This is a genomic window from Paracoccus sp. (in: a-proteobacteria), from assembly GCF_039808215.1.
Lineage (GTDB): Bacteria > Pseudomonadota > Alphaproteobacteria > Rhodobacterales > Rhodobacteraceae > Paracoccus.
In genome coordinates this window covers 36894-58484 of the sequence record NZ_JBDHSP010000018.1, presented here as the reverse complement: position 1 = coordinate 58484, position 21591 = coordinate 36894, and the positions used below count along the sequence as shown (strand labels likewise).

Genomic DNA, 21591 nt, shown 5'->3' with positions numbered 1-21591 from the left:
GGGGCCGGCGGGGGCGCGGCGCAGGCGGCCAGCAGCGCCAGCGCGGGCGCGAGGGCGAGGCTGCGGCGCATCATGGCCGCGCCGGCGCTGGTTGGGTGGCGGGCTGCGCGCTGGCGGCGGAAAGGGTCTTGCGCAGTTCGGTTTCCATGCTGCGCAGGTCCTCTTCGGCGGCGGCGCGGCGGCTGCGGCCTTCGTCGGCGATGCGCAGGCTGTCCTCGATGGTCGAGATCAGCTCGGCATTGGCGGTGCGCACGGCCTCGATGTCGAAGACGCCGCGCTCGATCTGGCTGCGCACCGTGGCATTGGCCTCGCGCAGGTTGCGGGCATTGGCGGTCAGCAGGTCGTTGGTCAGGTCGTTCGCCTCGCGGATCGAGCGCGCGGCGGCATTGCTGCGCTGGATGGTCACCGCCTGCGCCAGCTGCGTTTCCCACAGCGGCACGGTATTGACCAGGGTCGAATTTATCTTTGTGATCAGTGATTTGTCATTTTCCTGCACAAGCCGGATCGAGGGCAGGGATTGCATGGTCACCTGCCGCGTCAGGCGCAGGTCGTGCACGCGCCGGTCAAGATCGTCGCGGGCGGCGCGCAGGTCGCGCAGATCCTGCGCCGCCATGACCTTGTCGGGTTCGGCCGCGGCGGTGACGGCGGCCTCGCGGGCGGGGATCTCGTCGCTGTCGATCTGCGCCAGCTTCGCCTCGCCGGCGGCGATATAGAGTGCCAGTTCGTCATAGAAGGCCAAGGTGCGCTGATAGAGCAGGTCGAGCGACTTGATGTCCTTGAGCAGCAGGTGCTGGTGCTGGTCCAGATCGCCGCTGATGCGGTCGATCTGCGCCTGCACTGCTTCGAAACTGGCGAGGAATTTCGCGAAGGGCGCGCTGCGGCCCATGAGCCTTTCCCACCAGCTGCGTTCGCGGCGCACGTCCAGTTCGCTGACCGAGAAGCCGCGGATGGTGGTCACGATCTCGCGCAGGGATTCTCCGGCCGGGCCCACGTCCTTGTTCCTGACATCGGCCAGCATCGCCTGGCTGATTTCCTGCAGCTCGTTCTGGGCGCGGGCGCCGAAATGCACGATCGAGGCGGTGTCGGCCATGTCCACCTCGGCCATGCGGCGGTGGATCTCGGCGGCAAGGGCGGGGTCGGCGCCCTCGAGTCGCGGCGCGGCGGCGGGCGGCTCGGGCAGGGTCACGGCGGTGGCCTTGTCGATCTCGGCGAGGGTGGCCTCGGCGCTGGCCTGGGTCTGCGTCGTCATCCGCCTTGTCCTTTGGCTGTGGTGGGGACATGCGCAGAATAGGATGATTCGCCGCGAGATCAACGCATGGGCGAGAAAATCCCCGCCCCCGGGGGCGATTGGCGGTCCGGCGCCACCCGCGCTTGGCGTTGCGCGCTGGCCGGGGGGCGTGTAGAACCGGCCGGATCGAGCGTTGCGAAGGAGCCCGTGCATGCGCAGAGTTGTCGTCACCGGTCTGGGAATGGTCACACCGCTAGCCTCGGGGGTCGAGGAGACCTGGACGCGGCTGCTGGCCGGGGAATCCGGGGCCGGACCGATCACGCGTTTCGACGCCACGGATCTGGCGACGCGATACGCCTGCGAGATCCCCTTTGGTGATGGTTCGGGCGGCAGTTTCAACCCCGACGACTGGATGGAGCCCAAGGACCGGCGCAAGGTCGATGATTTCATCCTGTACGGCATGGCCGCGGCGGCGCAGGCGGTGGCCGATTCCGGCTGGCAGCCGGCGAGCGAGGACGAGCGCCAGCGCACCGGGGTGATGATCGGCTCGGGCATCGGCGGGCTGCGCTCGATCGCGGAAACCGCGGTGCTGATCAAGGAGCGCGGCCCCAAGCGCGTCTCGCCCTTTTTCATTCCCGGGGCGCTGATCAACCTGGTCTCGGGGCAGGTGTCGATCCGCTTTGGCTTCAAGGGGCCGAACCATGCGGTGGTCACCGCCTGTTCGACCGGGGCGCATGCCATCGGCGACGCGGCGCGGCTGATCCAGCTGGGGGATGCCGATGTCATGGTCGCGGGTGGGGCCGAAAGCCCGATCTGCGAGATCGGCATCGCCGGATTCAACGCCTGCAAGGCGCTGTCCACCAAGCGCGAGAACGACCCCAAGGCCGCCAGCCGCCCCTGGGACGAGGACCGCGACGGTTTCGTCATGGGCGAGGGCGCCGGCGTCGTCGTGCTGGAGGAATATGAGCACGCCAGGGCACGCGGGGCGAAGATCTATGCCGAGGTTCTGGGTTACGGCCTGTCGGGCGACGCCTATCACATCACCGCGCCTTCCGAGGATGGCGACGGCGGGTTCCGCAGCATGGGCAGTGCCCTGGCGCGCGCCGGCATCGCGCCGGGCGATCTGGACTACATCAACGCGCATGGCACCTCGACCATGGCCGATGTGATCGAGCTGGGCGCGGTCGAGCGGCTGCTGGGCGCGGCCGCCGGCAATGTGGTGATGTCCTCGACCAAATCCTCGATCGGGCATCTGCTGGGGGCCGCGGGCGCGGTCGAGGCGATCTTCTGCATCCTGGCGATCCGCGACCAGATCTGCCCTCCGACGATCAACCTGGACAATCCCGCGCGCGAGACCGTGATCGATCTGGCCGCCAATGCCGCCGTGCGCCGCAAGGTGGATTACATCCTGTCCAACAGCTTCGGCTTTGGCGGCACCAACGCCAGCCTGGTGATGGGGCGCGTCAGCGGATGATCTGGCGCCACATCGCGTCGAACTTTCTGACGCTGCTGATCGTGATCCTGATCGCGGCGGCGGCGGCGGTCGCCTGGGCCAAGCACGAATATAGCGCCCCCGGCCCCAGCGCCGTGGCCGCCTGCGTGCGCGTGGCCCCGGGGGCAAGTCTGAACGCGGTGAGCCAGCAACTGGCGGAACAGGGCGTGGTCTCGAACGCCTATATCTTTCGCGCCGGCGCCGATTACGCCGGCAAGGCGCGCGAGCTGAAATACGGCTCATATCTGATGCCGCCCGGGGCGAGCATGGCGGATGTGGTGAAGGCGATCACCGCCGGCGGGCCCTCGACCTGCGGCACGGAGGTGGTGTTCCGCATCGGCGTGCGCGAGAATTCGGTGATCCTGCGCGACATGGATGCGGTGACCGGGGCTTTTTCCGAGCAGGCGAAATACCTGCCGGGCAGCGAGCCGGCGCCCGAGGCGATTCTGGCCGCCGAGGCGAGGCCGGATGCGCGGCTGCGCATCGCCGTGGCCGAGGGCGTGACCAGCTGGCAGGTGGTCGAGGGGCTGAAGCAGGCGGGGTTCCTGGCCGGCGAAGTGGCGAAACTGCCGCCCGAGGGCAGCCTTGCGCCCGACACCTATGATGTGCAGAAGGGGGCCGATCGCGCCGATCTGCTGGCCGAGATGGAGCGGCGGCAGGCGGCGATCCTGGCCGCGGCCTGGGACGGGCGCGCGCCGGACCTGCCCTATGCCTCGCCCGAGGAGGCGCTGGTCATGGCCTCGATCATCGAGAAGGAGACCGGGGTCGCGGCTGAGCGCGGCGTCGTCGCCAGCGTCTTTGTCAACCGCATGCGCCAGGGCATGCGGCTGGAGACGGACCCGACGGTGATCTATGGCGTGACCGAGGGCAAGGGCGTACTGGATCGCGGCTTGCGCGGCTCGGAACTGCGCCGGCGCACGGCCTGGAACACCTATCAGATCCCCGGCCTGCCGCCGACGCCGATCGCCAACCCCGGCCGTGCCGCCATCGCCGCCGCCATGGCGCCCGAGGCGTCGGAATATCTGTTCTTTGTCGCCGACGGCTCGGGCGGGCATGCCTTTGCCCGCACCCTGGAGGAGCATCGGCAGAATGTCGCGCGCTGGCGCGCCATCGAGAAGGAGCGCGGCGCGCTGCCCTCGCCGGTGCAGGGCGACTAGCCGGGCGCAACGGCGGGCGATTCTGCCGCTGTTGCGCGCGGGGTGCGCAGGGGTGTTGCGCGGGTTAAATTGTTGATATGAAAGTTGAAAATATGGCTGAGCGCGCAACCTGTGGTTTTGTATTGACTTGGCGAACGCCCTGAAGTAGAAGTTATGCATGCTGGGAGAGGTGGGCAAGCGGCCGGGTCGGGAGACCTGCGGCCGCTTTTTCGTTTCTTGCTCGTGCGGACAGACACACGAGGGCAGGGCGATCACGAATGACGATGACTTTCGACCCGGGGCCGGAGGCGCCGGATGGGCCTTTCGCGCCCGCAGCGGCGCCTGTCACGAGCGCGCTGGAAATCGCAGACGGGCTGTTTCGGTCCTATGCGGCGGACCTGGACCGGCTTCGCCGCAAGATCGAGGCCGGGAATACCGATGAGTTGAAGGAATCCGGCAAGCTGGTGCGCGCGCTGCGCGATGCCACGCAATTGGTGCTGGAGGAAAGGAGCAAGGTTGACAAGCTTCGCAAGGACGCTGCCGGACAGGTCGGGGCAGGGGCACTCGACCTTGACGCGGCACGAGATGAGATCGGGCGCCGCCTGGCTTGCCTGCGCCGCGCCGGAGGAGGTTGACGAGTTTCTGGGCGGCTTGGGCGACAATGCGCTGGCGGCGCTGCCCTGGCTGTTCGAGTTCTGGGCCCTGCCGCATCAGCTGCCCCCCGAGGGCGACTGGAAGACCTGGGTGATCATGGGCGGGCGCGGCGCGGGCAAGACCCGCGCCGGCTCGGAATGGGTGCGCTCGATGGTCGAGGGGGCGACCCCCGAGGCGCCGGGCCGTGCGCAGCGGCTGGCGCTGGTCAGCGAGACCTTTGACCAGGCGCGCGATGTCATGGTCTTTGGCGAGTCGGGGATTCTGGCCTGTTCGCCGCCCGATCGCCGGCCGGCGTGGGAGGCCGGGCGGCGGCGGCTGCTTTGGCCGAATGGGGCGACGGCGCAGGTGTTTTCCGCCCATGAGCCTGAGGCGCTGCGCGGGCCGCAATTCGACGCGGCCTGGGTCGATGAGCTGGCCAAGTGGAAGAAGGCCGAGGACAGCTGGGACATGCTGCAATTCGCCCTGCGTCTGGGTGAGCATCCGCAGCAGGTGGTGACCACGACGCCAAAGAACGTGGGGGTGCTGAAGCGGATCCTGGGCAATGGCTCGACCGTCACCACCCATGCGCCGACAGATGCGAACCGCGCCTATCTGGCCGAGAGCTTTCTGGCCGAGGTCGAGGCGCGCTATGCCGGCACCCGTCTGGGTCGGCAGGAGCTGGAGGGGCTGCTGCTGGAGGATGTCGAGGGTGCGCTCTGGACCACGGCGCGGATCGAGACCTGCCGGGTCGAGGCGGCGCCGCGGCTGTCGCGCATCGTCGTGGCTGTCGATCCGGCGGTGACCGGGGGCGCGGGGTCGGACGAATGCGGCATCATCGTCGCGGGCGTGGTCAGCGAGGGGCCGGCGACGGAGTGGCGGGCCTATGTGCTGGAGGACGCAAGCGTTCGCGGCGGGCCGCTGGACTGGGCGCGGGCGGCGATCTCGGCCATGGACCGGCACGGCGCCGAGCGGCTTGTGGCCGAGGTGAACCAGGGCGGCGATCTGGTGGAAAGCGTGATCCGGCAGGTCGATCCGCTGGTGCCGTTCCGGGCGCTGCGGGCGGGGCGCGGCAAGGGGCTGCGGGCAGAGCCGGTGGCGGCGCTCTATGAGCAGGGGCGCATTCACCACCTGCGGGGACTCGGCACGCTGGAGGACCAGATGTGCCGCATGACCGTCGCGGGCTATGACGGCAAGGGCTCGCCCGACCGGCTGGATGCGATGGTCTGGGCCATTCACGAGCTGATGATCGAACCGGCGGCGCAGTATCGCCGGCCACAGGTGCGGGGGCTGTAGGGGGCTTGGCCCCCGCCTCCTGCGGCCCTCGATGGGGCGCAGGAGGCGTGCCCCGGGGTGTCCGGACAGGAATGAATGGGCTCGCGGGCCCGTCCGGGGTCGCGTCTTGCGGCCCCATTTTTCTTGGAATTGCAGGAGGAAGCCATGGCATTTCGGTGGTTCGGGCGCGGGGCGGCGCCCGCCGAGGTCGAAAGGAAGGCCAGCGCCGCCGGCAAGGTGGTGGCGCTGGCGGCGGGCTCGGGGCGGGTGGTGTGGTCGCCGCGCGATACGGTCAGCCTGACGCAGGCGGGGTTTTCCGGCAATCCGGTGGGCTTTCGCGCCGTGCGGCTGATCGCCGAGGCGGCGGCCGCCGTGCCGCTGGTCTGCCAGGACCGTGAGCGGCGCTATGAGCTGCATCCGGTTCTGGACCTGCTGCGCCGGCCCAACCCGGGCCAGGGTCGGGCCGAGCTGTTCGAGGCACTGTTCGGGCAGATCCTGCTGAGTGGCAACGGCTATCTGGAGGCGGTTGGCGAGGCGGCCGGCGGCCTGCCGAGCGAACTGCATGTGCTGCGCGCCGACCGCATGGCGGTGGTGCCGGGGCCGGACGGCTGGCCCATCGCCTATGAATATGCCGTGGGCGGGCGGAAATACCGGTTCGACATGGCGGGCAGCCCCGATCCGATCTGCCATATCCGCAGCTTTCACCCTCTGGACGACCATTACGGCCTGTCGCCGATGCAGGCGGCGGCGGTTGCGGTAGATGTGCACAACAGCGCCTCGAGTTGGTCGAAGGCGCTTTTGGACAATGCGGCGCGGCCCTCGGGGGCGATCATCTACAAGGGTGCTGACGGGCAGGGGAGCCTGTCGCCGGACCAGTATGACCGGCTGGTGACCGAGATGGAGATGCACCATCAGGGCGCGCGGAATGCCGGGCGGCCGATGCTGCTGGAGGGCGGCCTGGACTGGCGGCCGATGGGGTTCTCGCCCAGCGACATGGAGTTTCACGAGACGAAGAAGGCGGCGGCGCGCGAGATCGCTCAGGCCTTTGGCGTGCCGCCGATGCTGATGGGTATTCCGGGCGATGCGACCTATGCCAATTACGCCGAGGCGCATCGGGCCTTTTACCGGCTGACGGTGCTGCCGCTGGTGTCACGCGTGGCCAGCGCCGTCGCCTGGTGGCTGAGCGAGCATCTGGGCAACGAGATCGACCTGCGCCCCGACCCCGACCAGGTGCCGGCGCTGGCCGAGGAGCGCGACCAGCAATGGCGCCGCGTCGGCGAGGCCGCCTTCCTGACGGATGCGGAAAAGCGTGCGGTTCTGGGGCTGCCGCCGGTGGCGGAGGTCTAGATGGAGGGCTCGCGTTTCGTGAAGGAGCCTTTCGACTGGCATGATCAGCGCATCGACACGCAGGAGCGGATCATGGCGCTGCAATTTGCGCAGGTCGAGCGCCGGCTGGAACGGATCGAGGCGCTGATCGAGGGGCTGGAGCGGCGGCTGTGGATGACGGTCTATGGCGTGGTCGCGGTCATCCTGACCCAGGCCGTGCAGTCGATCCTGGCCTATACGCCGAAAGGAGGATGATGGTGAGATCGGATGATTACGGGCTGGAGCTGAAATATGCCTCTGGCGCGCAGCTGATGTCGGACGGCAGCCAGATCGAGGGCTATGCCAGCCTGTTCGGGCTGACCGACCAGGGCGGGGATGTCGTGGTCAGCGGCGCCTATGGCGCCAGCCTGAAGCGGTTGGCCGCGCGCGGTGACCGGGTGCGCATGCTGTGGCAGCACGACCCGGCGCGGCCAATCGGCGTCTGGGACGAGATCCGCGAGGACGAGAAGGGGCTGTGGGTGAAGGGTCGGCTTCTGCCCGAGATCGCCCAGGCGCGCGAGGCGGCGGCGCTGATCGCCGCCGGCGCCATCGACGGGCTGTCGATCGGCTATCGCACCGTCTCGGCCGAGCGCGATGGCAAGGGCCGGCGCCTGCTGAGCGAGGTCGAACTGTGGGAGGTGTCGCTGGTCACCTTCCCGATGCTGGCCGAGGCCAAGGTCGGCCGCAAGTCCGACCGGTCACTGGAAATGGCGGCGGCATTCCGTGCCGCGACGCTGGCGCTGCGCGCCGAGTGAATTTCACCGAAACGGAGGGGACGATGACCGAGGTGAAAGCCGCGGCCGGGGCGGACATGCCCGGCGACCTGGGAAGCGAGATGATCGGGTTCGTGAATGAGCTCAAGGCATTCCGCACTGATATTCAGAAACGACTGGAAGCACAGGAAGAACGCATGACCATGCTGGACCGCAAGACCGTTTCCCGGGGCCGCGCCCCCCTTTCGGTTGAGGCCGAGGGCGCCGCACCGCATCAGAAGGCGTTCGACGCCTATATCCGCCACGGCGACGACGGTGCGCTGCGCGGGCTGCCGCTGGAGGGCAAGGCGATGAGTTCGACCTCGGACGGCGGCTTCCTGGCGGCGCCGACCGTGGCGCTGCAAGTGCAGGAGGCGCTGAATGTCACCGCCTCGTTGCGGCGGGTGGCCAATGTGGTGACGGTGGAATCTGCCACCTTCGAGATGCTGGTCGACATGGGCGATATCGCGCATGGCTGGTCCACCGAGGCCGGGCCGCAGGTCGAGACCGGCACCGCGACCGTGCAGCGCGTGGTCATTCCAGTGCATGAGCTGTCGGCCATGCCCAAGGCCAGCCAGCGTCTGCTGGACGATGCGGCTTTTGACGTCGAGACCTGGCTGGCAGGCCGCATCGCCGAGAAATTCGCCCGCGCCGAGGCCACGGCATTCATCAGCGGCGACGGCGTGAACAAGCCCAAGGGTTTCCTGACCCATGCCCGCGCAGTCAATGCCAGCGCCACGAATGTGCAGATCGGCACCATTCCGTCGGGAGCGACGGGCGATTTTGCCGCAACCAATCCGGCCAATGCGCTGATCGATCTGGTCTATGCGCTGAGCGCGCAGTTTCGGGCCAATGCGAGCTTCGTGATGAACTCGAAGACCGCGGCGGCGGTGCGCAAAATGCGCGACACCGACGGGCGCTTCCTGTGGAGCGATTCGCTGGCCATGGGGCAGCCGCCGCAGTTGCTGGGCTATCCGGTGCTCTTGTGCGAGGACATGCCGGATATCGGCAATGGTTCGGCCTCGATCGCCTTCGGCGACTTCCGCTCGGCCTATACGATCGTCGAGCGCCCGGATCTGCGGGTGCTGCGCGATCCCTTCTCGGCCAAGCCGCATGTGCTGTTTTATGCCACCAAGCGTGTCGGCGGCGGCGTCACCGACGCCCGAGCCATCAAGCTGATGGTCTTCGGCTGAGTTCAGGCCGAAGCGGGGGCCGCGCCGAAGAAGTCAGCCCTTTCGGCCGATCCATCTGTCCGCACGCGCAGGGGCGGACGGGCGCGGTCCCCGATCAGCACGCGACGCAGCGACCAGCATACGAGGTTTCAGGATGATGCTTGAGGAAGTGACCGCGCCCGATCCGGGTGCGCTGCCGGTCGCGGCGTTGCGCGACCACCTTCGGCTGGGCTCGGGGTTCGAGGCAGCCGAGGACCCGGCCGAGACGGCGGCGCTGGCCGGCTATCTGCGCGCCGCCATCGCCATCATCGAGGCGCGCATCGGCAAGGCGCTGCTGGCGCGGCAGTTCCGGCTGCGCCTGAGCCGCTGGCGCGATCCCGAGGGCGAGACCCTGCCGCTGGCGCCGATCCTGGCGATCGAGCGCATCGAGATCGAGGACGGCGCCGGGGGCGTCAGGCTGCTGGATCCGGCGAGCTATCGCCTGCTTCCGGACCTGCATCGTCCCGCCCTGCTGCCGCTGGGCACGCTGCTGCCGGCAATCCCCGGCGGCGGCAGCGCCGTGATCACATTTTCGGCGGGGTTCGGCGCCGCCTGGGCGCAACTGCCGGCAGATGTGGCGCAGGCGGTGCTGTTTCTTGCGGCGCGCTATCACGAGGACCGCACCTTCGAGGGCAGCGAGGCGGCGATCCCCTTTGGTGTCAGCGCAATGATCGAGCGCTGGCGCCTGGTGCGGGTGCTGGGAGGGCGCGGCAACCTGCGTGCGCGCGCATGAGCGGGCCGCAGGTTCCGCTGCTGCTTGAGGCGCCGGTCAGCCTGCCGGACGGGATGGGCGGCTTTGCCCTGTCCTGGCGGATCGTCGGGCGGATCTGGGCAGGGCTGCGTTCGGGCAGTGCCGGCGAGCGCGGCTCGGACATCGGGGCGCAGAGTGTGGTCACCTGGCGGATCAAGGTCCGGGCGGCACCCGTCGGCGATCCGCGCCGCCCGCGCCCCGAGCAGCGCCTGCGCATGGGCGAGGGTGCCTCGGAAAGGCGATTCCGCATTGTCACCGTGGCTGAGGACGACGCGCGGGGGCGGTGGCTGCTGTGCACGGCGCGAGAGGAGATCGAGCCATGAGCTATGCGGCGACGGCGGCGCTTCAGGCCGCGGTCTATCAGGCGCTGCGCGCGGACGCGGCCCTGCACGGCCTGGTCGGCGACGCGATCTATGACGCGATGCCGGTGACGGCGCCGGCGGGCACCTATGTGGCACTGGGCCCAGAGGATGTGCGCGACGCGGGCGACATGACTGCCGGGGGCGCGGTGCATGACTTCGTGATCTCGGTGTTGTCGGGATCGGAGGCGGCGGCGGGTTTTGGCGTGGTCAAGCAGGCCGCCGCCGCGGTGTCCGAGGCGCTGGAGAGTGCGGCCATGACGCTGGATCACGGCATTCTGGCCGGGCTCTGGTTCCTTCGCGCCCGGGCGCGGAGGTTGGAGAACGGCGTGGGGCGGCGGGTCGATCTGACCTTTCGCGCACGCATTGACCTGGGTTGAGGAGGGACGGACATGGCGGTGCAGAACGGACGCGACCTGCTGATCAAGATGGATATGACCGGAGACGGCCATTTCGAGACTGTCGCCGGCCTGCGCGCGACCCGGCTGGGGTTCAACGCCGAGACGGTGGATGTGACCAGCTTGGAGAGCGAGGGGCGTTGGCGCGAGCTGCTGGCGGGGGCGGGAGTGCGCTCGGCTTCGATCTCGGGCTCGGGGGTGTTTCGGGACGGCATCACCGATGGGCGCGCGCGGCAGGTGTTCTTTGACGGCGAGGTGCCGCGCTTTCAGGTGGTGATCCCCGATTTCGGCACGGTCGAGGGGCCATTCCAGATCACGTCCCTTGAATATGCGGGCAGTTACAACGGTGAGGCGACCTATGAGATTTCCATGGCCAGTGCGGGCGTCATCAGCTTCGTCGCGCTCTAGGATGGCGAATCCGCTGGCGGGGGAGATCGAGGTCTGGCTGGACGGCCAGCCGCGGCTGGCGAAGCTGACATTGGGCGCGCTGGCCGAACTGGAGCAGGCGCTGGGTGCCGAAAGCATGATCTCCCTGGTCGAGCGCTTTGAGGGCGGCAGGTTCTCGAGCCGGGATGTCATGGCGGTGCTGGTTGCGGGCTTGCGCGGCGGCGGCTGGCAGGGCGGGCCGCAGGACCTGCAGGCGGCGGATTTCCGCGGCGGTCCGGTGGGTGCAGCCCAAGCGGCGGCGGCGCTGCTTGCCCGCGCCTTTCGCATCGAGGGTGCATGAGCGGCGGTCTGGACTGGCCTGGGCTGCTGCGGGTCGGCATCGGCCCGGCCCGGCTTGGAGGTCTGGGGCTGACGCCGGCGGAGTTCTGGGCGCTGACCCCGGCCGAACTGGCGCTGATGCTGGGCATCGAGCCGGGCCGGGGCGGTGCGATGACGCGTGACAGGCTGGCCGAACTGGTCGCGCGCTATCCCGACCGGCCGGCGGCGTGAAATTGAAGAGGAGCCACGGAAATGGACGGTTTCGACCGGCTGGACGAGGATGACCAAGGCCCGCTGGGCCGGGGGTTCGCGCAGGGCGCGCGCGTGACCGCGGAGTTCGAGGCGGAACTGTCGCGGCTGCGCGAATCGATGCTTTACACCAACCGTGAGGTCGGGGTGCTGACTTCGGGCATCGGCAGCGGCTTGCGGCGGGCCTTCGAGGGACTGGTCTTTGACGGCATGAAGCTGAGCGATGCGCTGAAGGGTATCGGTCGCAGCATGGCCGATACCGCGCTTGCCGTGGCGATGAAGCCGGTGCAGCAGGCGCTGGCCGGTGCCATTGCCCAGAGCATGAACGGGATGGTCTCGGGTGCCTTGCCCTTTGCCGACGGCGGGGCCTTTGCGCAGGGCCGGGTGATGCCTTTCGCGAAGGGCGGCGTGGTCAGCCAGCCGACCTATTTCCCGATGCGCGGCGCAACCGGCCTGATGGGCGAGGCCGGGGCCGAGGCGATCATGCCGCTGCGGCGAGGTGCGGACGGCCGGCTTGGCGTGGCCGCGGCTGGCGGAAACGGGCGCGCGGTCAATGTCACCTTCAACGTCTCGACCCCGGATGTGGCGGGGTTCCAGCGCAGTCAGAGCCAGATCGCGGCCCAGATGGGTCGGCTTCTGGCGCGTGGAGAGAGGAACGGCTGAGACATGGCATTTCACGAGATCAGGTTCCCGGCCAACCTGTCATTTGGCTCGGTCGGCGGCCCCGAGCGGCGCACCGAGATCGTGGCGCTGAGCAACGGCCATGAGGAGCGGCAGACGCCCTGGGCGCATTCCCGGAGGCACTATGACGCCGGTCTGGGCCTGCGCTCGCTGGACGATGTGGCGGCGCTGATCGCCTTCTTCGAGGCACGGGCCGGGCAGCTGCACGGTTTTCGCTGGAAGGACTGGGCGGACTATCGCTCCTCCAGTCCCAGTGTCGCGCCGGCATTCCAGGATCAGGTGCTGGGGACTGGCGACGGGGTGCGCAAGATTTTTCAACTGCGCAAGGTCTATGCTTCGGGGCCGGCGCAATACTGGCGGCCGATCGCCAAGCCGGTGACGGGCACGGTGCTTGCGGGCGTGGGCAACGTCGAGATGCGGGCGGGGCTGGATTTCGATGTCGATGCCGCCACGGGCATCGTCAGCTTTCTTGCTCCGCCCGAGGCGAGGGCGGTGGTGACGGCGGGCTTTGAGTTCGACGTGCCGGTGCGCTTTGACACCGATCGCATCGCGGTTTCGGTCGCCTCATTCCAGGCCGGCGATCTGCCGCAGGTGCCGGTGGTGGAGGTGCGGCTATGACCGGCACGCTGGCACGGGCCTGGGCGGTGACCCGCCGCGACGGGATCACCCTTGGCTTTACCGATCACGACCAGCCGCTTGCCTTCGAGGGCATCGGTTTTCGGCCAGACAGCGGCATGAGCGCGCGGGCGGTGGCGCAAGGTTCTGGCCTGGCGGTCGACAACAGCGAGGCGGTCGGTGCCCTGTCCGACGGGGCCATCACAGAGGAGGATCTGATCGCGGGGCGTTGGGATGCTGCCGATATCCGCCTGTGGGAGGTGGACTGGGCGGACACGGCAAACCGGCGGCTGATCTTTCGCGGCCAACTGGGTGAGGTCATGCGCAGCGGTGCCGCGTTCCGGGCCGAGTTGCGCGGGCTGTCCGAGCCGCTGAACAAGGCGCAGGGGCGGGTCTATCACGCGCGCTGCTCGGCCAGCCTGGGCGATGCGCGTTGTGGCTTTGACCTGGCGCGGGCAGGATATTCCGCCGAGGGAAGCATCGTCTCGCAGGAGGATGGCCAGCGGTTCGTCCTTGTGCAGGTGGCGGGGCATGATCCCGGCTGGTTCGAGCATGGCCGCCTGACCGTTCTTTCCGGGGCGGCCGAGGGGCTTTCAGGGTTGGTCAAGGTCGATATTGCCCAGTCTGGCGCGCAGCGCGAGGTCGAACTCTGGACCGGGTTGGGCATTCGCCCGGCCGTGGGGGACAGGGTGCGGCTGATCGCCGGCTGCGACAAGCGGAGCGAGACCTGCCGGATGAAGTTTCTCAACCATCTGAACTTTCGTGGCTTTCCGCACCTGCCGCCCGAGGACTGGCTGATCGCCCCCAAGGTGAACCGATGAGCACGGTGATCGTCGAGGCGGCGCGGGCATGGATCGGCACGCCCTATGTGCATCAATGCTCGGTCAAGGGGGCGGGGACGGACTGTCTTGGGCTGGTGCGCGGGATCTGGCGCGAGCTGTTCGGCGCCGAGCCGGAGGCGATACCGGCCTATACCCCGGACTGGGGCGAGGCCGGCGGAGTGGAACTGCTGCTGGGCGGGGCGGAGCGGCTGCTGGTGCCAGCCCCTGATGAGTGCCCGGGCGACATCCTGATCTTTCGCATGCGCTCGGGCGCCAGCGCCAAGCACATGGGGATATTGGCACGGGCGGGTGCCGGGGCAAGCTTTGTCCATGCCTATGACCGGCATGGTGTGATCGAAAGCCCGCTGTCGGCGCCGTGGCGAGCGAGGATTGCGGGCAGGTTCCGGTTTCCACCGGTTTGAGAGGGAAGGATAGGGCGCAATGGCGACGATTCTGCTGGCAGCGGTCGGGGCTTCGGTGGGTGCGGGTTTTGGCGGCACCGTTCTGGGGCTTTCGGGGGCGGTCATCGGCCGGGCCGTGGGGGCGACCATCGGGCGGGTGATCGACCAGCGGTTGCTGGGTGCGGGATCCAAGGCGGTCGAGACCGGCCGTGTGGATCGCATGCGCATCCAGACCGCCGGCGAGGGCAATCCGATCCCGCGGCTGTGGGGGCAGATGCGGTTGCCGGGTCATGCGATCTGGGCGGCGCCGCTGGTCGAGGTCAGGCGCAAGCATGGTGGCGGCAAGGGAACCGGGCCAAGCGTGACCGAGGTCAGCTATCGCCTGAGCCTTGCGCTGGCCCTGTGCGAAGGGCCGATCCTGGGCGTCGGGCGCATCTGGGCGGATGGCGAGGAGGTCTCGGCCGAGGATCTGAACCTGCGCGTCTATCTGGGCGACGAGACGCAGTTGCCCGATCCGGCGATCTCGGCCCATGAGGGGGAGGCGGCGCCGGCCTATCGCGGCGTGGCCTATGTCGTGTGCGAGGACCTAGGGCTGGAGAAATGGGGCAACCGTGTGCCGCAGCTGTCCTTCGAGGTCACGCGCGCGGCGATCGGGGGGCGAGGCCTGTCGCGCGAAGTGCAGGCTGTCGCCATGATCCCCGGAACGGGCGAATATTCGCTGGCGACGACGCCGGTCAGCTATGACTTTGGCCTGGGTGAGGTGCGCGCCGCCAATCAGAGCACGCCGATGGCTGATACCGATTTTGCGGCATCGATGCGCACGCTTGGCTGTGAACTGCCGCGTGTCGGCTCGGTCTCGCTGGTGGTGTCCTGGTTTGGTGACGATCTGCGCGCCGACACCTGCAGGGTCAAGCCAAAGGTCGAGGATGCCGGCCGCGACGGTAGCGAGATGGCCTGGCGGGCGGGTGGCATCGCGCGCGGCCAGGCCGAAGAGGTCGCGCAGGTCGGCGGGCGGCCGATTTATGGCGGCACGCCTGCGGATCAGTCGGTGATCGAGGCATTGCGTGCAATTTCGGCCAGCGGTCGCAAGGCGGTGTTCTATCCCTTCATCCTGATGGAGCAGCTTGCCGGCAACACGCGCCCCGATCCCTGGACCGGTGCGATCGGGCAGGCGGCAATGCCATGGCGCGGTCGCATCACCAGTAGCATTGCCGCCGGGCGGGCCGGCAGCCCGGCAGGGACGGCCCAGGCCGCAGCGGAGGTGTCGCAGTTCTTTGGCGAGGCGGAGCCGCATCACTTCCAGCGCGATGCCGACAGCATCAGCTATCATGGGCCCGAGGAATGGTCCTATCGGCGTTTCATTCTGCACTATGCGCATCTTTGTGCTGCTGCCGGGGGGATCGACGCCTTCCTGATCGGCTCGGAAATGGTGGGGCTTACCCAGATCCGGGGTGAGGGGCGCACCTTTCCTGCAGTGCAGCAGCTTTGCCGGCTGGCCGCCGATGTGCGCTTGATCCTGGGCGAACAGGTGAAGATCGGCTATGCCGCCGACTGGTCGGAATATTTTGGCTATCATCCGGGAAATGGCGACGCCTATTTTCACCTGGATCCCCTGTGGTCGGACGAGAACATCGATTTCATCGGCATCGATTGCTACATGCCGCTGTCCGACTGGCGCGAGGGCGAAGCGCATAGCGACGCCGCTTGGGGCCAGATCGACAATCCCGCCTATCTGCGCGCCAATGTGGCGGGCGGCGAGGGATTTGACTGGTATTATGCCAACGATGCCGACCGGGCTGCGCAGCGCCGCTCGCCGATCCGCGATGGTGCGCATGGCGAGCATTGGCTGTGGCGGTACAAGGACATCCGCAACTGGTGGCTTAATCATCACCACGAGCGCGTCGATGGCGTGCGGCTGGCGCAGGCCACCGGCTGGGTGCCGGGGTCAAAGCCGATCTGGTTCACCGAGATGGGCTGCGCGGCGCTGGACAAGGGGACCAACCAGCCGAACAAGTTCCTGGATGCAATGAGTTCGGAATCGATGCTGCCCCATTTCTCGGACGGGCGGCGCGATGATGCCATGCAGGCGGCCTATGTGCGGGCGATGACGGAATACTGGTCGGAGCTCGCCAACAACCCGGCGCGCGCGCCCCACGGACGCATGGCGGCGGGCCGCATGATCGACCTGGAGCGGGCGCATGTCTGGTGCTGGGATGCGCGTCCCTATCCGGCCTTTCCGGCGCGGCGCGATCTGTGGTCGGACGGGCCGGCTTGGGAGCGCGGCCATTGGCTGAACGGTCGTGCTGGCGCGGTCCCGCTGGGGGATGTCGTCGGCGAGATCTGCCGCGAGGCGGGTGTGCGGGCTTTCGATACCGAGGGTCTGCGCGGCCTTGTGCGCGGCTATTCGCTGTCGGGTGCCGAAAGCGGTAGGGCGGCGCTGCAGCCGCTGATGCTGGCCCATGGCTTTGACGCCGTCGAACGCGATGGTGTCCTGGGCTTTGCCATGCGCGATGCGCGTGTCAGGGCCGAGCTTGGGCCTGACCACATGGCGCTGACCGGCGAGACGGACGGCGCCGAGTTCACGAGGGCAGCCGATGCCGAACTGGCCGGTCGCATCCGGGTCACGCATGTCGAGGCCGGTGGCGATTATGGCGTGCGGACGGTTGAGACCGTGCAGCCCGGCGCAGAGCTGCGGGCGGTGTCGGACAGCGAGTTGAGCATGGTCCTGACCCGGACCGAGGGGCGCGCCATCGCCGAGCGCTGGCTGTCCGAATCGGCGGTGGCGCGGGACAGTGTGCGCTTTGCGCTGCCGCCCTCTATGGGCCACCTGGGACCAGGTGATGTCGTGCGGCTGATTGAGCCGCGCGCCGAGGCCCGACGCTGGCGCATCGATCGGATCGAGCGTGCCGGTGCACTGACCGTTGATGCCGTCCGGGTCGAGCCCGGCGTGTATCGGCCGGCGCGGGTGATCGAGGGGGAGAGTGTGACGCGCGCCTTCGTGCCGGCGGTTCCGGTCTGGCCGGTGTTTCTGGACCTGCCGCTGCTGCGTGGGGACGAGGTGGCGCATGCGCCCCATCTTGCGGTTTCGGCGACCCCCTGGCCGGGTGCGGCCGCGGTATGGGCCTCGACCCAGCAGGTGGGGGGCTATGCGCTGAACACGATGGTCCCCTCGCCCTCGGTCATGGGCCGGACCGAGGGTCCGCTGGCGGCCGCGCGCCCGGGCATCTGGGATCGCGGCCCGGCGCTGCGGTTGCGGCTGCGGGGTGGCACGCTTTCGTCCACTACGCCGGACGCGCTTTGGTCTGGCGCGAACCTGATGGCCATCGGCGATGGTTCGGCCGAGGGCTGGGAATTGCTGCAGTTTGCTGATGCGCGGCTGATTTCGTCCGGGTTGTGGGAGATTTCGGGCCGGTTGCGGGGGCAGGCCGGGACGGATGCCTTCATGCCCGAGGTCTGGCCCGCCGGCAGCCTGGTCGTGCTGCTGGACGGCGCGACAAGGCAGGTGGACTTGCCGCCGAGCGCGCGCAACCAGCTTCGCCATTGGCGGATCGGACCTTCGACGCGCGGCCCGGACAATGGCAGCTATCGCCACATCGCCGCAGCCTTTCGCGGGGCCGGGCTGCGTCCCCTGTCGCCCGCGCATCTGTCGATTGCGGGCAATGTCGTCAGTTGGATCCGGCGTACGCGGGTGCAGGGCGATGGCTGGGACGGGCCGGATGTGCCGCTGGGCGAGACGCGCGAGCGCTATTCCGCCCGGCTGACCCGCAATGGCGCGGTTCTGGCGCAGGCCGTGGTCGAGGAGCCCCGCTGGGTGGTTCCCGTCGCCGTATGGTCCTCCGCAGTCGCGGGGGGCGAGTTTTCCGTCGAGGTTGCCCAGCTTTCGGATGTGTTCGGAGCGGGGCCCCATGCAAAGAGGGTCATCCATGTCTGAGAATGCGACGCGAAACTGCGATCTGCCCTTGCTGATGCCCGCGCAGGCGCAAAAGCACATCACCGTCAACGAGGCGCTGATGCGGCTGGACGGGCAGGTGGACCTGGTGCTGCAAAGCCTGACCCGGACCACGCCGCCGGAGGCGGTGGTGGACGGCACATGCTGGGCGGTGCCGACTGGCGCCGTCAACGCCTGGGAGGGTCAGGAGGGCAAGATCGCGATCGGTGCCAATGGCGGCTGGATCTTTGTGCAGCCGCGCTATGGGCGCCGCGCCATGGTCGTCGATCGGGGCGTCACCGCCATCCATGACGGTGCGGTCTGGGTCGTCGGCGCCGTGACCCTTGGCACGCATGGCTCGGGCATGATTGCGCGCCAGATGTCCGAGGATGTCACGCTGGGCGCCGGTGCCTGGTTCGAGACCGGGATGGTGATCCCCGCCGGTGCTCTGGTCATCGGCGCCACGGCGCGGGTGGTGCAGGCCATCACCGGCGGCCTTGCCTCGTGGTCGCTTGGCACGCCGGGAAATGCCGCGTCACTGGTGCAGTTCGGCCAGGGGCTGGGCAAGGCGCAGGGGTCGTGGGCAAGGGGGCTGCTGTCGCCGCCCTTGGTCTATTGGACGCCGACCGCGCTGCGGTTGTCGGCGGTCGGCGGGCAGTTTTCCGACGGCCGGGTGCGGGTCGTCCTGCACTGGTGGGAGTTGCGTCTGCCTGACTGACCGGCCTTTTCGCCCCCGTCGGTTTCCGGTAGAATACCGGCCGGAAGCTGACGGGCGCATTGCGATGAATCTGCAAAAAGACATGATCGAGCCGCATCTGGATGACCGCGGCGCGGCGCGCGAATCGATCTGGGGGCGCATCCAGCGCGAGGCGCGGATCGCCGTGCGCGACGAGCCGCTGCTTGGCGCCCTGATCCATGCCGGGCTGCTGCATCACGCAACCCTCGAGGCCGCGCTTGCCTATCGCTTTTCTCTGAAGCTTGCGTCGCGCGAGATGAGCGAACAGATCCTGCGCGAGATCGCCGATGACGCCTTTGCGCGCTCGCCCGAACTGTCGCAGGCGGCGCAGGCGGATCTGCTGGCGGTCTTTGACCGTGACCCGGCCACGCATCGGCTGATGCAGCCGATCCTGTTCTTCAAGGGTTTCCAGGCCTTGCAGGCCTATCGCATCGGGCATTGGCTGTGGCAGCAGGGCCGCACCGATCTGGCGTATTTCGTGCAGATGCGCTGTTCCGAGGTGTTCGGCGTCGACATCCATCCGGCCGCCAGGATCGGAACCGGCGTGATGATCGACCATGCCCATTCCATCGTCATCGGCGAGACCGCGGTGGTGGGCAATGATGTCTCGATGCTGCATTCGGTGACCCTGGGCGGCACCGGCAAGGAGGACGGCGACCGCCATCCCAAGATCGGCGATGGCGTGATGATCGGTGCCGGAGCCAAGGTGCTGGGCAATATCCGGGTGGGGCATCATTCGCGCATCGCGGCCGGTTCGGTCGTGCTGAGCGAGGTCCCGGCCTGCCGGACGGTGGCCGGTGTGCCGGCACGGATCATTGGCGATGCCGGCTGTGCCGAGCCCTCGCACAGCATGAACCAGGTTTTCGGGCGCGACGAGCCGGCTTGATGCTTGCCGGTCTGGGCAGGGTCGGTGGCGGGCGTGACGCCGGCATGCGGGCTGTCCTGCCGAATCCGGCCGGGCCTAGCCCGTGCCGATGCGGTTCAGGTCGAAATAGGTGGTCTGGTAGATCTCGTTGATCCAGTTGCCGTAGAGCAGATGCGCGTGGCTGCGCCAGCGGTTCTTGGGCACCCGCGCCGGGTCGTTCTCGGGGTAGTAGTTCACCGGCACGTTGATCGGCTTTCCGGCCGCCACGTCGCGGTCGTATTCGTCCTTGAGCGTGGTGCTGTCATATTCGAAATGGTTGAAGACATAGAGCGCGCGGTGGCGGGCGTCCTCGATCAGGCAGGGGCCGACCTGATTCGAGGCGATCAGCGTGGTCAATGCGGGATTGGCGTCCACCGCGTCCTGGCGCACCTCGGTCCAGCGGCTGACCGGCACCAGCACATCGTCTGAGAACCCGCGCAGATAGGGCGAGGCGGGCGCGAGGTTTTGGTGGCGGAAGCAGCCGAAAGCCTTGTGTTCCAGCAGGTGCTTTTCCAGCCGGTGGAAATGCCAGGCCATGGCCATGCCGCCCCAGCAGACGCCGAAGGTCGAATGCACATGCGTCTGTGTCCAGTCGAAGACCCGGGTCAGTTCCTGCCAGTAGCTGACCTCCTCGAAGGGCAGGTGCTCGATCGGGGCGCCGGTGATGATCAGGCCATCGAATTTCTCGCCGGTGGCGGCGACCTCGGAAAAGCGGCGATAGAAGGCGGCCATGTGGTCGGCGGCGGTGTGGCGGCTTTCGTGGTCCGACATGCGGATCAGCTGAAAGTCGATCTGCAGCGGCGTCGCGCCGATCAGCCGCGCGAACTGGTTCTCGGTCTGGATCTTTTTCGGCATCAGGTTCAACAGCGCGATGCGCAGGGGCCGGATGTCCTGGGTCGCGGCCCGGCCCGGCGACATGACCATGACGCCTTCGTTCGACAGGATGTCGAAGGCGGGCAGGTCATTCGGAAGGGTGATGGGCATCATGCGTCCTTTCTGTCGATGGCGCGTGCCACCAGCTGGATGAGATCGTCCGGGGTTCCGACCGCCGCCACCTCCTCGGCCAGGATAGTGACGCCGCGGCGCGCCATGGCCTGATAGCGGGGCTGGCGATGGGCCAGCGCGCGGGCATAGGTCCAGCGGATGAAATCGTCGGGATTGACCTGGGCCTCGCTGAGGCCCTTTTCGACGCGATAGTCGGTCCAGGCGCGGTCGAGGAAATCCGGCTGGTAATACATCGGCTTGGGTGCGCGGTCGAAGCGGCGCACCAGTTCCTCGGTGTGTTCGGTCGAGCCCCGGATCCAGACCAGCAAGAGATCGCGCGCCAAGGTGTCCAGCACCGGGTCGGTTTCGGCCCAGGGGTCCACCACCTCGCAGATCGAGCCACCCGAATCGCAGACGAAATTGCCGAGGTTATAGATCTCTTGCGCGCGGCGGATGAAATGGCCGGTGTCGAGAAGGGCCGCGATCTCGGCCGCGCGGTGCTGGTCCTGACGGTGCATGTATTCGTCGAACCCGAGCCCGCCGCGGGTGACGCTGCCGGGCTTGCCCAGATAGGTCGAGAGCGGCGCCAGGTTTTCAAAGGTGATGTTGCTGGCGATATAGACCGAATTCGACAGCAGCAGTTCGCGCAGGAAGGGGACTTTCATCGCCTCGCGCTTGAAATTGTCGGCGATGTGCTCGCCCATGTAGCGGGTGCCGATGCGGTAGTCGATCGAGTAGTGAAACCACTCTCCCGAGGCGCGCAGCATCGAGGCCAGATAGGTCTTGCCAAGGCCCGACATGCCAAAGAAAAGCACGCGCCTTCTGGGTGCAGCCAGCCATTCGGCTCTGGTCTTGTAAAGCATCGCGCTCCCTTCCTGTCGGCGGCCGATTGTTAAACGCCGGGCCGCCGGGAGGAAAGGGGGGCGCGCATGGATCGCCATTCCGCAGTAGCGCGGCCGATTCAATCGCG

General features: G+C 68.2%; 24 protein-coding genes. 21 read left to right on the top strand and 3 right to left on the bottom strand.

Annotated elements, in window-relative coordinates; all coding sequences use genetic code 11:
* Positions 1-70: 70 nt before the first annotated feature.
* Entirely contained in the window at positions 71-1249 is a 1179-nt protein-coding gene (locus WMK75_RS08555; RefSeq protein WP_347267258.1) for a toxic anion resistance protein, read from the bottom strand.
* A 190-nt stretch (positions 1250-1439) separates the two neighbouring features.
* On the opposite strand from WMK75_RS08555, the gene fabF reads away from it, so the two are divergent.
* The 21 genes from fabF to cysE all read left to right on the top strand — a co-directional run bounded on the left by fabF (position 1440) and on the right by cysE (position 19619).
* Positions 1440-2702, top strand: a complete 1263-nt coding sequence (fabF, locus tag WMK75_RS08550; protein ID WP_347267257.1) for a beta-ketoacyl-ACP synthase II — start codon at positions 1440-1442, stop codon at positions 2700-2702.
* Entirely contained in the window at positions 2699-3877 is a 1179-nt protein-coding gene (mltG, locus tag WMK75_RS08545) for an endolytic transglycosylase MltG (protein WP_347267256.1), read from the top strand. Before fabF ends, mltG begins: the two co-directional genes overlap by 4 nt.
* Before the next feature lie 257 nt (positions 3878-4134).
* The gene (locus WMK75_RS08540; protein ID WP_347267255.1) at positions 4135-4491 is read left to right on the top strand and encodes a permease; all 357 of its coding nucleotides are present in this window, start codon (positions 4135-4137) and stop codon (positions 4489-4491) included.
* A complete protein-coding gene (locus WMK75_RS08535) occupies positions 4442-5782 on the top strand; it encodes a terminase family protein (RefSeq protein WP_347267254.1) in 1341 nt (446 codons plus the stop codon). Before WMK75_RS08540 ends, WMK75_RS08535 begins: the two co-directional genes overlap by 50 nt.
* Positions 5783-5926: 144 nt before the next feature.
* Positions 5927-7108 carry a phage portal protein gene (locus WMK75_RS08530; protein ID WP_347267253.1) on the top strand — a complete coding sequence of 394 codons (1182 nt, stop codon included), beginning with the start codon at positions 5927-5929 and terminating at the stop codon, positions 7106-7108.
* The gene (locus WMK75_RS08525) at positions 7109-7342 is read left to right on the top strand and encodes a hypothetical protein (protein WP_347267252.1); all 234 of its coding nucleotides are present in this window, start codon (positions 7109-7111) and stop codon (positions 7340-7342) included.
* The gene (locus WMK75_RS08520; RefSeq protein WP_347267251.1) at positions 7339-7881 is read left to right on the top strand and encodes an HK97 family phage prohead protease; all 543 of its coding nucleotides are present in this window, start codon (positions 7339-7341) and stop codon (positions 7879-7881) included. Before WMK75_RS08525 ends, WMK75_RS08520 begins: the two co-directional genes overlap by 4 nt.
* A 23-nt stretch (positions 7882-7904) precedes the next feature.
* On the top strand, positions 7905-9071 hold the full coding sequence (locus tag WMK75_RS08515; protein WP_347267250.1) for a phage major capsid protein: 1167 nt from the start codon (positions 7905-7907) through the stop codon (positions 9069-9071).
* A 133-nt stretch (positions 9072-9204) separates the two neighbouring features.
* Entirely contained in the window at positions 9205-9822 is a 618-nt protein-coding gene (locus WMK75_RS08510) for a hypothetical protein (protein WP_347267249.1), read from the top strand.
* Positions 9819-10163: a head-tail adaptor protein gene (locus WMK75_RS08505; RefSeq protein WP_347267248.1), complete on the top strand. Its 345-nt coding sequence runs from the start codon at positions 9819-9821 to the stop codon at positions 10161-10163. Before WMK75_RS08510 ends, WMK75_RS08505 begins: the two co-directional genes overlap by 4 nt.
* Complete coding sequence (locus WMK75_RS08500) at positions 10160-10579, top strand: DUF3168 domain-containing protein (protein ID WP_347267247.1); 420 nt, start codon at positions 10160-10162, stop codon at positions 10577-10579. The genes WMK75_RS08505 and WMK75_RS08500 overlap by 4 nt, the downstream gene beginning before the upstream one ends.
* A 12-nt stretch (positions 10580-10591) precedes the next feature.
* Positions 10592-11005, top strand: coding sequence for a phage major tail protein, TP901-1 family (locus WMK75_RS08495; RefSeq protein WP_347267246.1), 414 nt, complete (start codon positions 10592-10594; stop codon positions 11003-11005).
* A gap of 1 nt (position 11006) precedes the next feature.
* On the top strand, positions 11007-11324 hold the full coding sequence (locus tag WMK75_RS08490; RefSeq protein ID WP_347267245.1) for a gene transfer agent family protein: 318 nt from the start codon (positions 11007-11009) through the stop codon (positions 11322-11324).
* Positions 11321-11533: a phage tail assembly chaperone gene (locus WMK75_RS08485; protein WP_347267244.1), complete on the top strand. Its 213-nt coding sequence runs from the start codon at positions 11321-11323 to the stop codon at positions 11531-11533. The genes WMK75_RS08490 and WMK75_RS08485 overlap by 4 nt, the downstream gene beginning before the upstream one ends.
* A gap of 21 nt (positions 11534-11554) precedes the next feature.
* On the top strand, positions 11555-12214 hold the full coding sequence (locus tag WMK75_RS08480) for a phage tail tape measure protein (RefSeq protein ID WP_347267243.1): 660 nt from the start codon (positions 11555-11557) through the stop codon (positions 12212-12214).
* A 3-nt stretch (positions 12215-12217) separates the two neighbouring features.
* Positions 12218-12850: a DUF2460 domain-containing protein gene (locus tag WMK75_RS08475; RefSeq protein ID WP_347267242.1), complete on the top strand. Its 633-nt coding sequence runs from the start codon at positions 12218-12220 to the stop codon at positions 12848-12850.
* Positions 12847-13668 (top strand): DUF2163 domain-containing protein, encoded by an 822-nt coding sequence (locus WMK75_RS08470; protein WP_347267241.1) that lies wholly within the window; start codon positions 12847-12849, stop codon positions 13666-13668. Before WMK75_RS08475 ends, WMK75_RS08470 begins: the two co-directional genes overlap by 4 nt.
* Positions 13665-14090: an NlpC/P60 family protein gene (locus WMK75_RS08465; protein ID WP_347267240.1), complete on the top strand. Its 426-nt coding sequence runs from the start codon at positions 13665-13667 to the stop codon at positions 14088-14090. The genes WMK75_RS08470 and WMK75_RS08465 overlap by 4 nt, the downstream gene beginning before the upstream one ends.
* 19 nt (positions 14091-14109) lie before the next feature.
* Positions 14110-18000, top strand: a complete 3891-nt coding sequence (locus WMK75_RS08460) for a glycoside hydrolase/phage tail family protein (protein WP_347267239.1) — start codon at positions 14110-14112, stop codon at positions 17998-18000.
* A complete protein-coding gene (locus WMK75_RS08455) occupies positions 17993-18715 on the top strand; it encodes a DUF2793 domain-containing protein (RefSeq protein WP_347267238.1) in 723 nt (240 codons plus the stop codon). The genes WMK75_RS08460 and WMK75_RS08455 overlap by 8 nt, the downstream gene beginning before the upstream one ends.
* Before the next feature lie 64 nt (positions 18716-18779).
* A complete protein-coding gene (gene cysE / locus WMK75_RS08450) occupies positions 18780-19619 on the top strand; it encodes a serine O-acetyltransferase (protein ID WP_347267237.1) in 840 nt (279 codons plus the stop codon).
* A 75-nt stretch (positions 19620-19694) separates the two neighbouring features.
* Here cysE and metA read toward each other — a convergent pair whose 3' ends face one another.
* Together metA and WMK75_RS08440 are read right to left on the bottom strand one after the other, a co-directional pair.
* Positions 19695-20621 carry a homoserine O-succinyltransferase gene (metA, locus tag WMK75_RS08445; RefSeq protein WP_347267236.1) on the bottom strand — a complete coding sequence of 309 codons (927 nt, stop codon included), beginning with the start codon at positions 20619-20621 and terminating at the stop codon, positions 19695-19697.
* Complete coding sequence (locus WMK75_RS08440) at positions 20621-21484, bottom strand: ATPase (RefSeq protein ID WP_347267235.1); 864 nt, start codon at positions 21482-21484, stop codon at positions 20621-20623. Before WMK75_RS08440 ends, metA begins: the two co-directional genes overlap by 1 nt.
* Positions 21485-21591: the final 107 nt, after the last annotated feature.

Bases quoted from the DNA above. Each gene is read 5' to 3' on its own strand.
- WMK75_RS08530 (WP_347267253.1), top strand. From the start codon at position 5,927: ATGGCATTTCGGTGGTTCGGGCGCGGGGCGGCGCCCGCCGAGGTCGAA.
- metA (WP_347267236.1), bottom strand. From the start codon at position 20,621: ATGCCCATCACCCTTCCGAATGACCTGCCCGCCTTCGACATCCTGTCG.
- WMK75_RS08520 (WP_347267251.1), top strand. From the start codon at position 7,339: ATGATGGTGAGATCGGATGATTACGGGCTGGAGCTGAAATATGCCTCT.
- WMK75_RS08535 (WP_347267254.1), top strand. From the start codon at position 4,442: ATGAGATCGGGCGCCGCCTGGCTTGCCTGCGCCGCGCCGGAGGAGGTT.
- WMK75_RS08540 (WP_347267255.1), top strand. From the start codon at position 4,135: ATGACGATGACTTTCGACCCGGGGCCGGAGGCGCCGGATGGGCCTTTC.
- WMK75_RS08440 (WP_347267235.1), bottom strand. From the start codon at position 21,484: ATGCTTTACAAGACCAGAGCCGAATGGCTGGCTGCACCCAGAAGGCGC.
- WMK75_RS08555 (WP_347267258.1), bottom strand. From the start codon at position 1,249: ATGACGACGCAGACCCAGGCCAGCGCCGAGGCCACCCTCGCCGAGATC.
- WMK75_RS08505 (WP_347267248.1), top strand. From the start codon at position 9,819: ATGAGCGGGCCGCAGGTTCCGCTGCTGCTTGAGGCGCCGGTCAGCCTG.
- WMK75_RS08460 (WP_347267239.1), top strand. From the start codon at position 14,110: ATGGCGACGATTCTGCTGGCAGCGGTCGGGGCTTCGGTGGGTGCGGGT.
- WMK75_RS08475 (WP_347267242.1), top strand. From the start codon at position 12,218: ATGGCATTTCACGAGATCAGGTTCCCGGCCAACCTGTCATTTGGCTCG.
- WMK75_RS08485 (WP_347267244.1), top strand. From the start codon at position 11,321: ATGAGCGGCGGTCTGGACTGGCCTGGGCTGCTGCGGGTCGGCATCGGC.
- WMK75_RS08525 (WP_347267252.1), top strand. From the start codon at position 7,109: ATGGAGGGCTCGCGTTTCGTGAAGGAGCCTTTCGACTGGCATGATCAG.
- WMK75_RS08495 (WP_347267246.1), top strand. From the start codon at position 10,592: ATGGCGGTGCAGAACGGACGCGACCTGCTGATCAAGATGGATATGACC.
- cysE (WP_347267237.1), top strand. From the start codon at position 18,780: ATGAATCTGCAAAAAGACATGATCGAGCCGCATCTGGATGACCGCGGC.
- WMK75_RS08470 (WP_347267241.1), top strand. From the start codon at position 12,847: ATGACCGGCACGCTGGCACGGGCCTGGGCGGTGACCCGCCGCGACGGG.
- WMK75_RS08480 (WP_347267243.1), top strand. From the start codon at position 11,555: ATGGACGGTTTCGACCGGCTGGACGAGGATGACCAAGGCCCGCTGGGC.
- WMK75_RS08510 (WP_347267249.1), top strand. From the start codon at position 9,205: ATGATGCTTGAGGAAGTGACCGCGCCCGATCCGGGTGCGCTGCCGGTC.
- fabF (WP_347267257.1), top strand. From the start codon at position 1,440: ATGCGCAGAGTTGTCGTCACCGGTCTGGGAATGGTCACACCGCTAGCC.
- WMK75_RS08455 (WP_347267238.1), top strand. From the start codon at position 17,993: ATGTCTGAGAATGCGACGCGAAACTGCGATCTGCCCTTGCTGATGCCC.
- mltG (WP_347267256.1), top strand. From the start codon at position 2,699: ATGATCTGGCGCCACATCGCGTCGAACTTTCTGACGCTGCTGATCGTG.
- WMK75_RS08515 (WP_347267250.1), top strand. From the start codon at position 7,905: ATGACCGAGGTGAAAGCCGCGGCCGGGGCGGACATGCCCGGCGACCTG.
- WMK75_RS08465 (WP_347267240.1), top strand. From the start codon at position 13,665: ATGAGCACGGTGATCGTCGAGGCGGCGCGGGCATGGATCGGCACGCCC.
- WMK75_RS08490 (WP_347267245.1), top strand. From the start codon at position 11,007: ATGGCGAATCCGCTGGCGGGGGAGATCGAGGTCTGGCTGGACGGCCAG.
- WMK75_RS08500 (WP_347267247.1), top strand. From the start codon at position 10,160: ATGAGCTATGCGGCGACGGCGGCGCTTCAGGCCGCGGTCTATCAGGCG.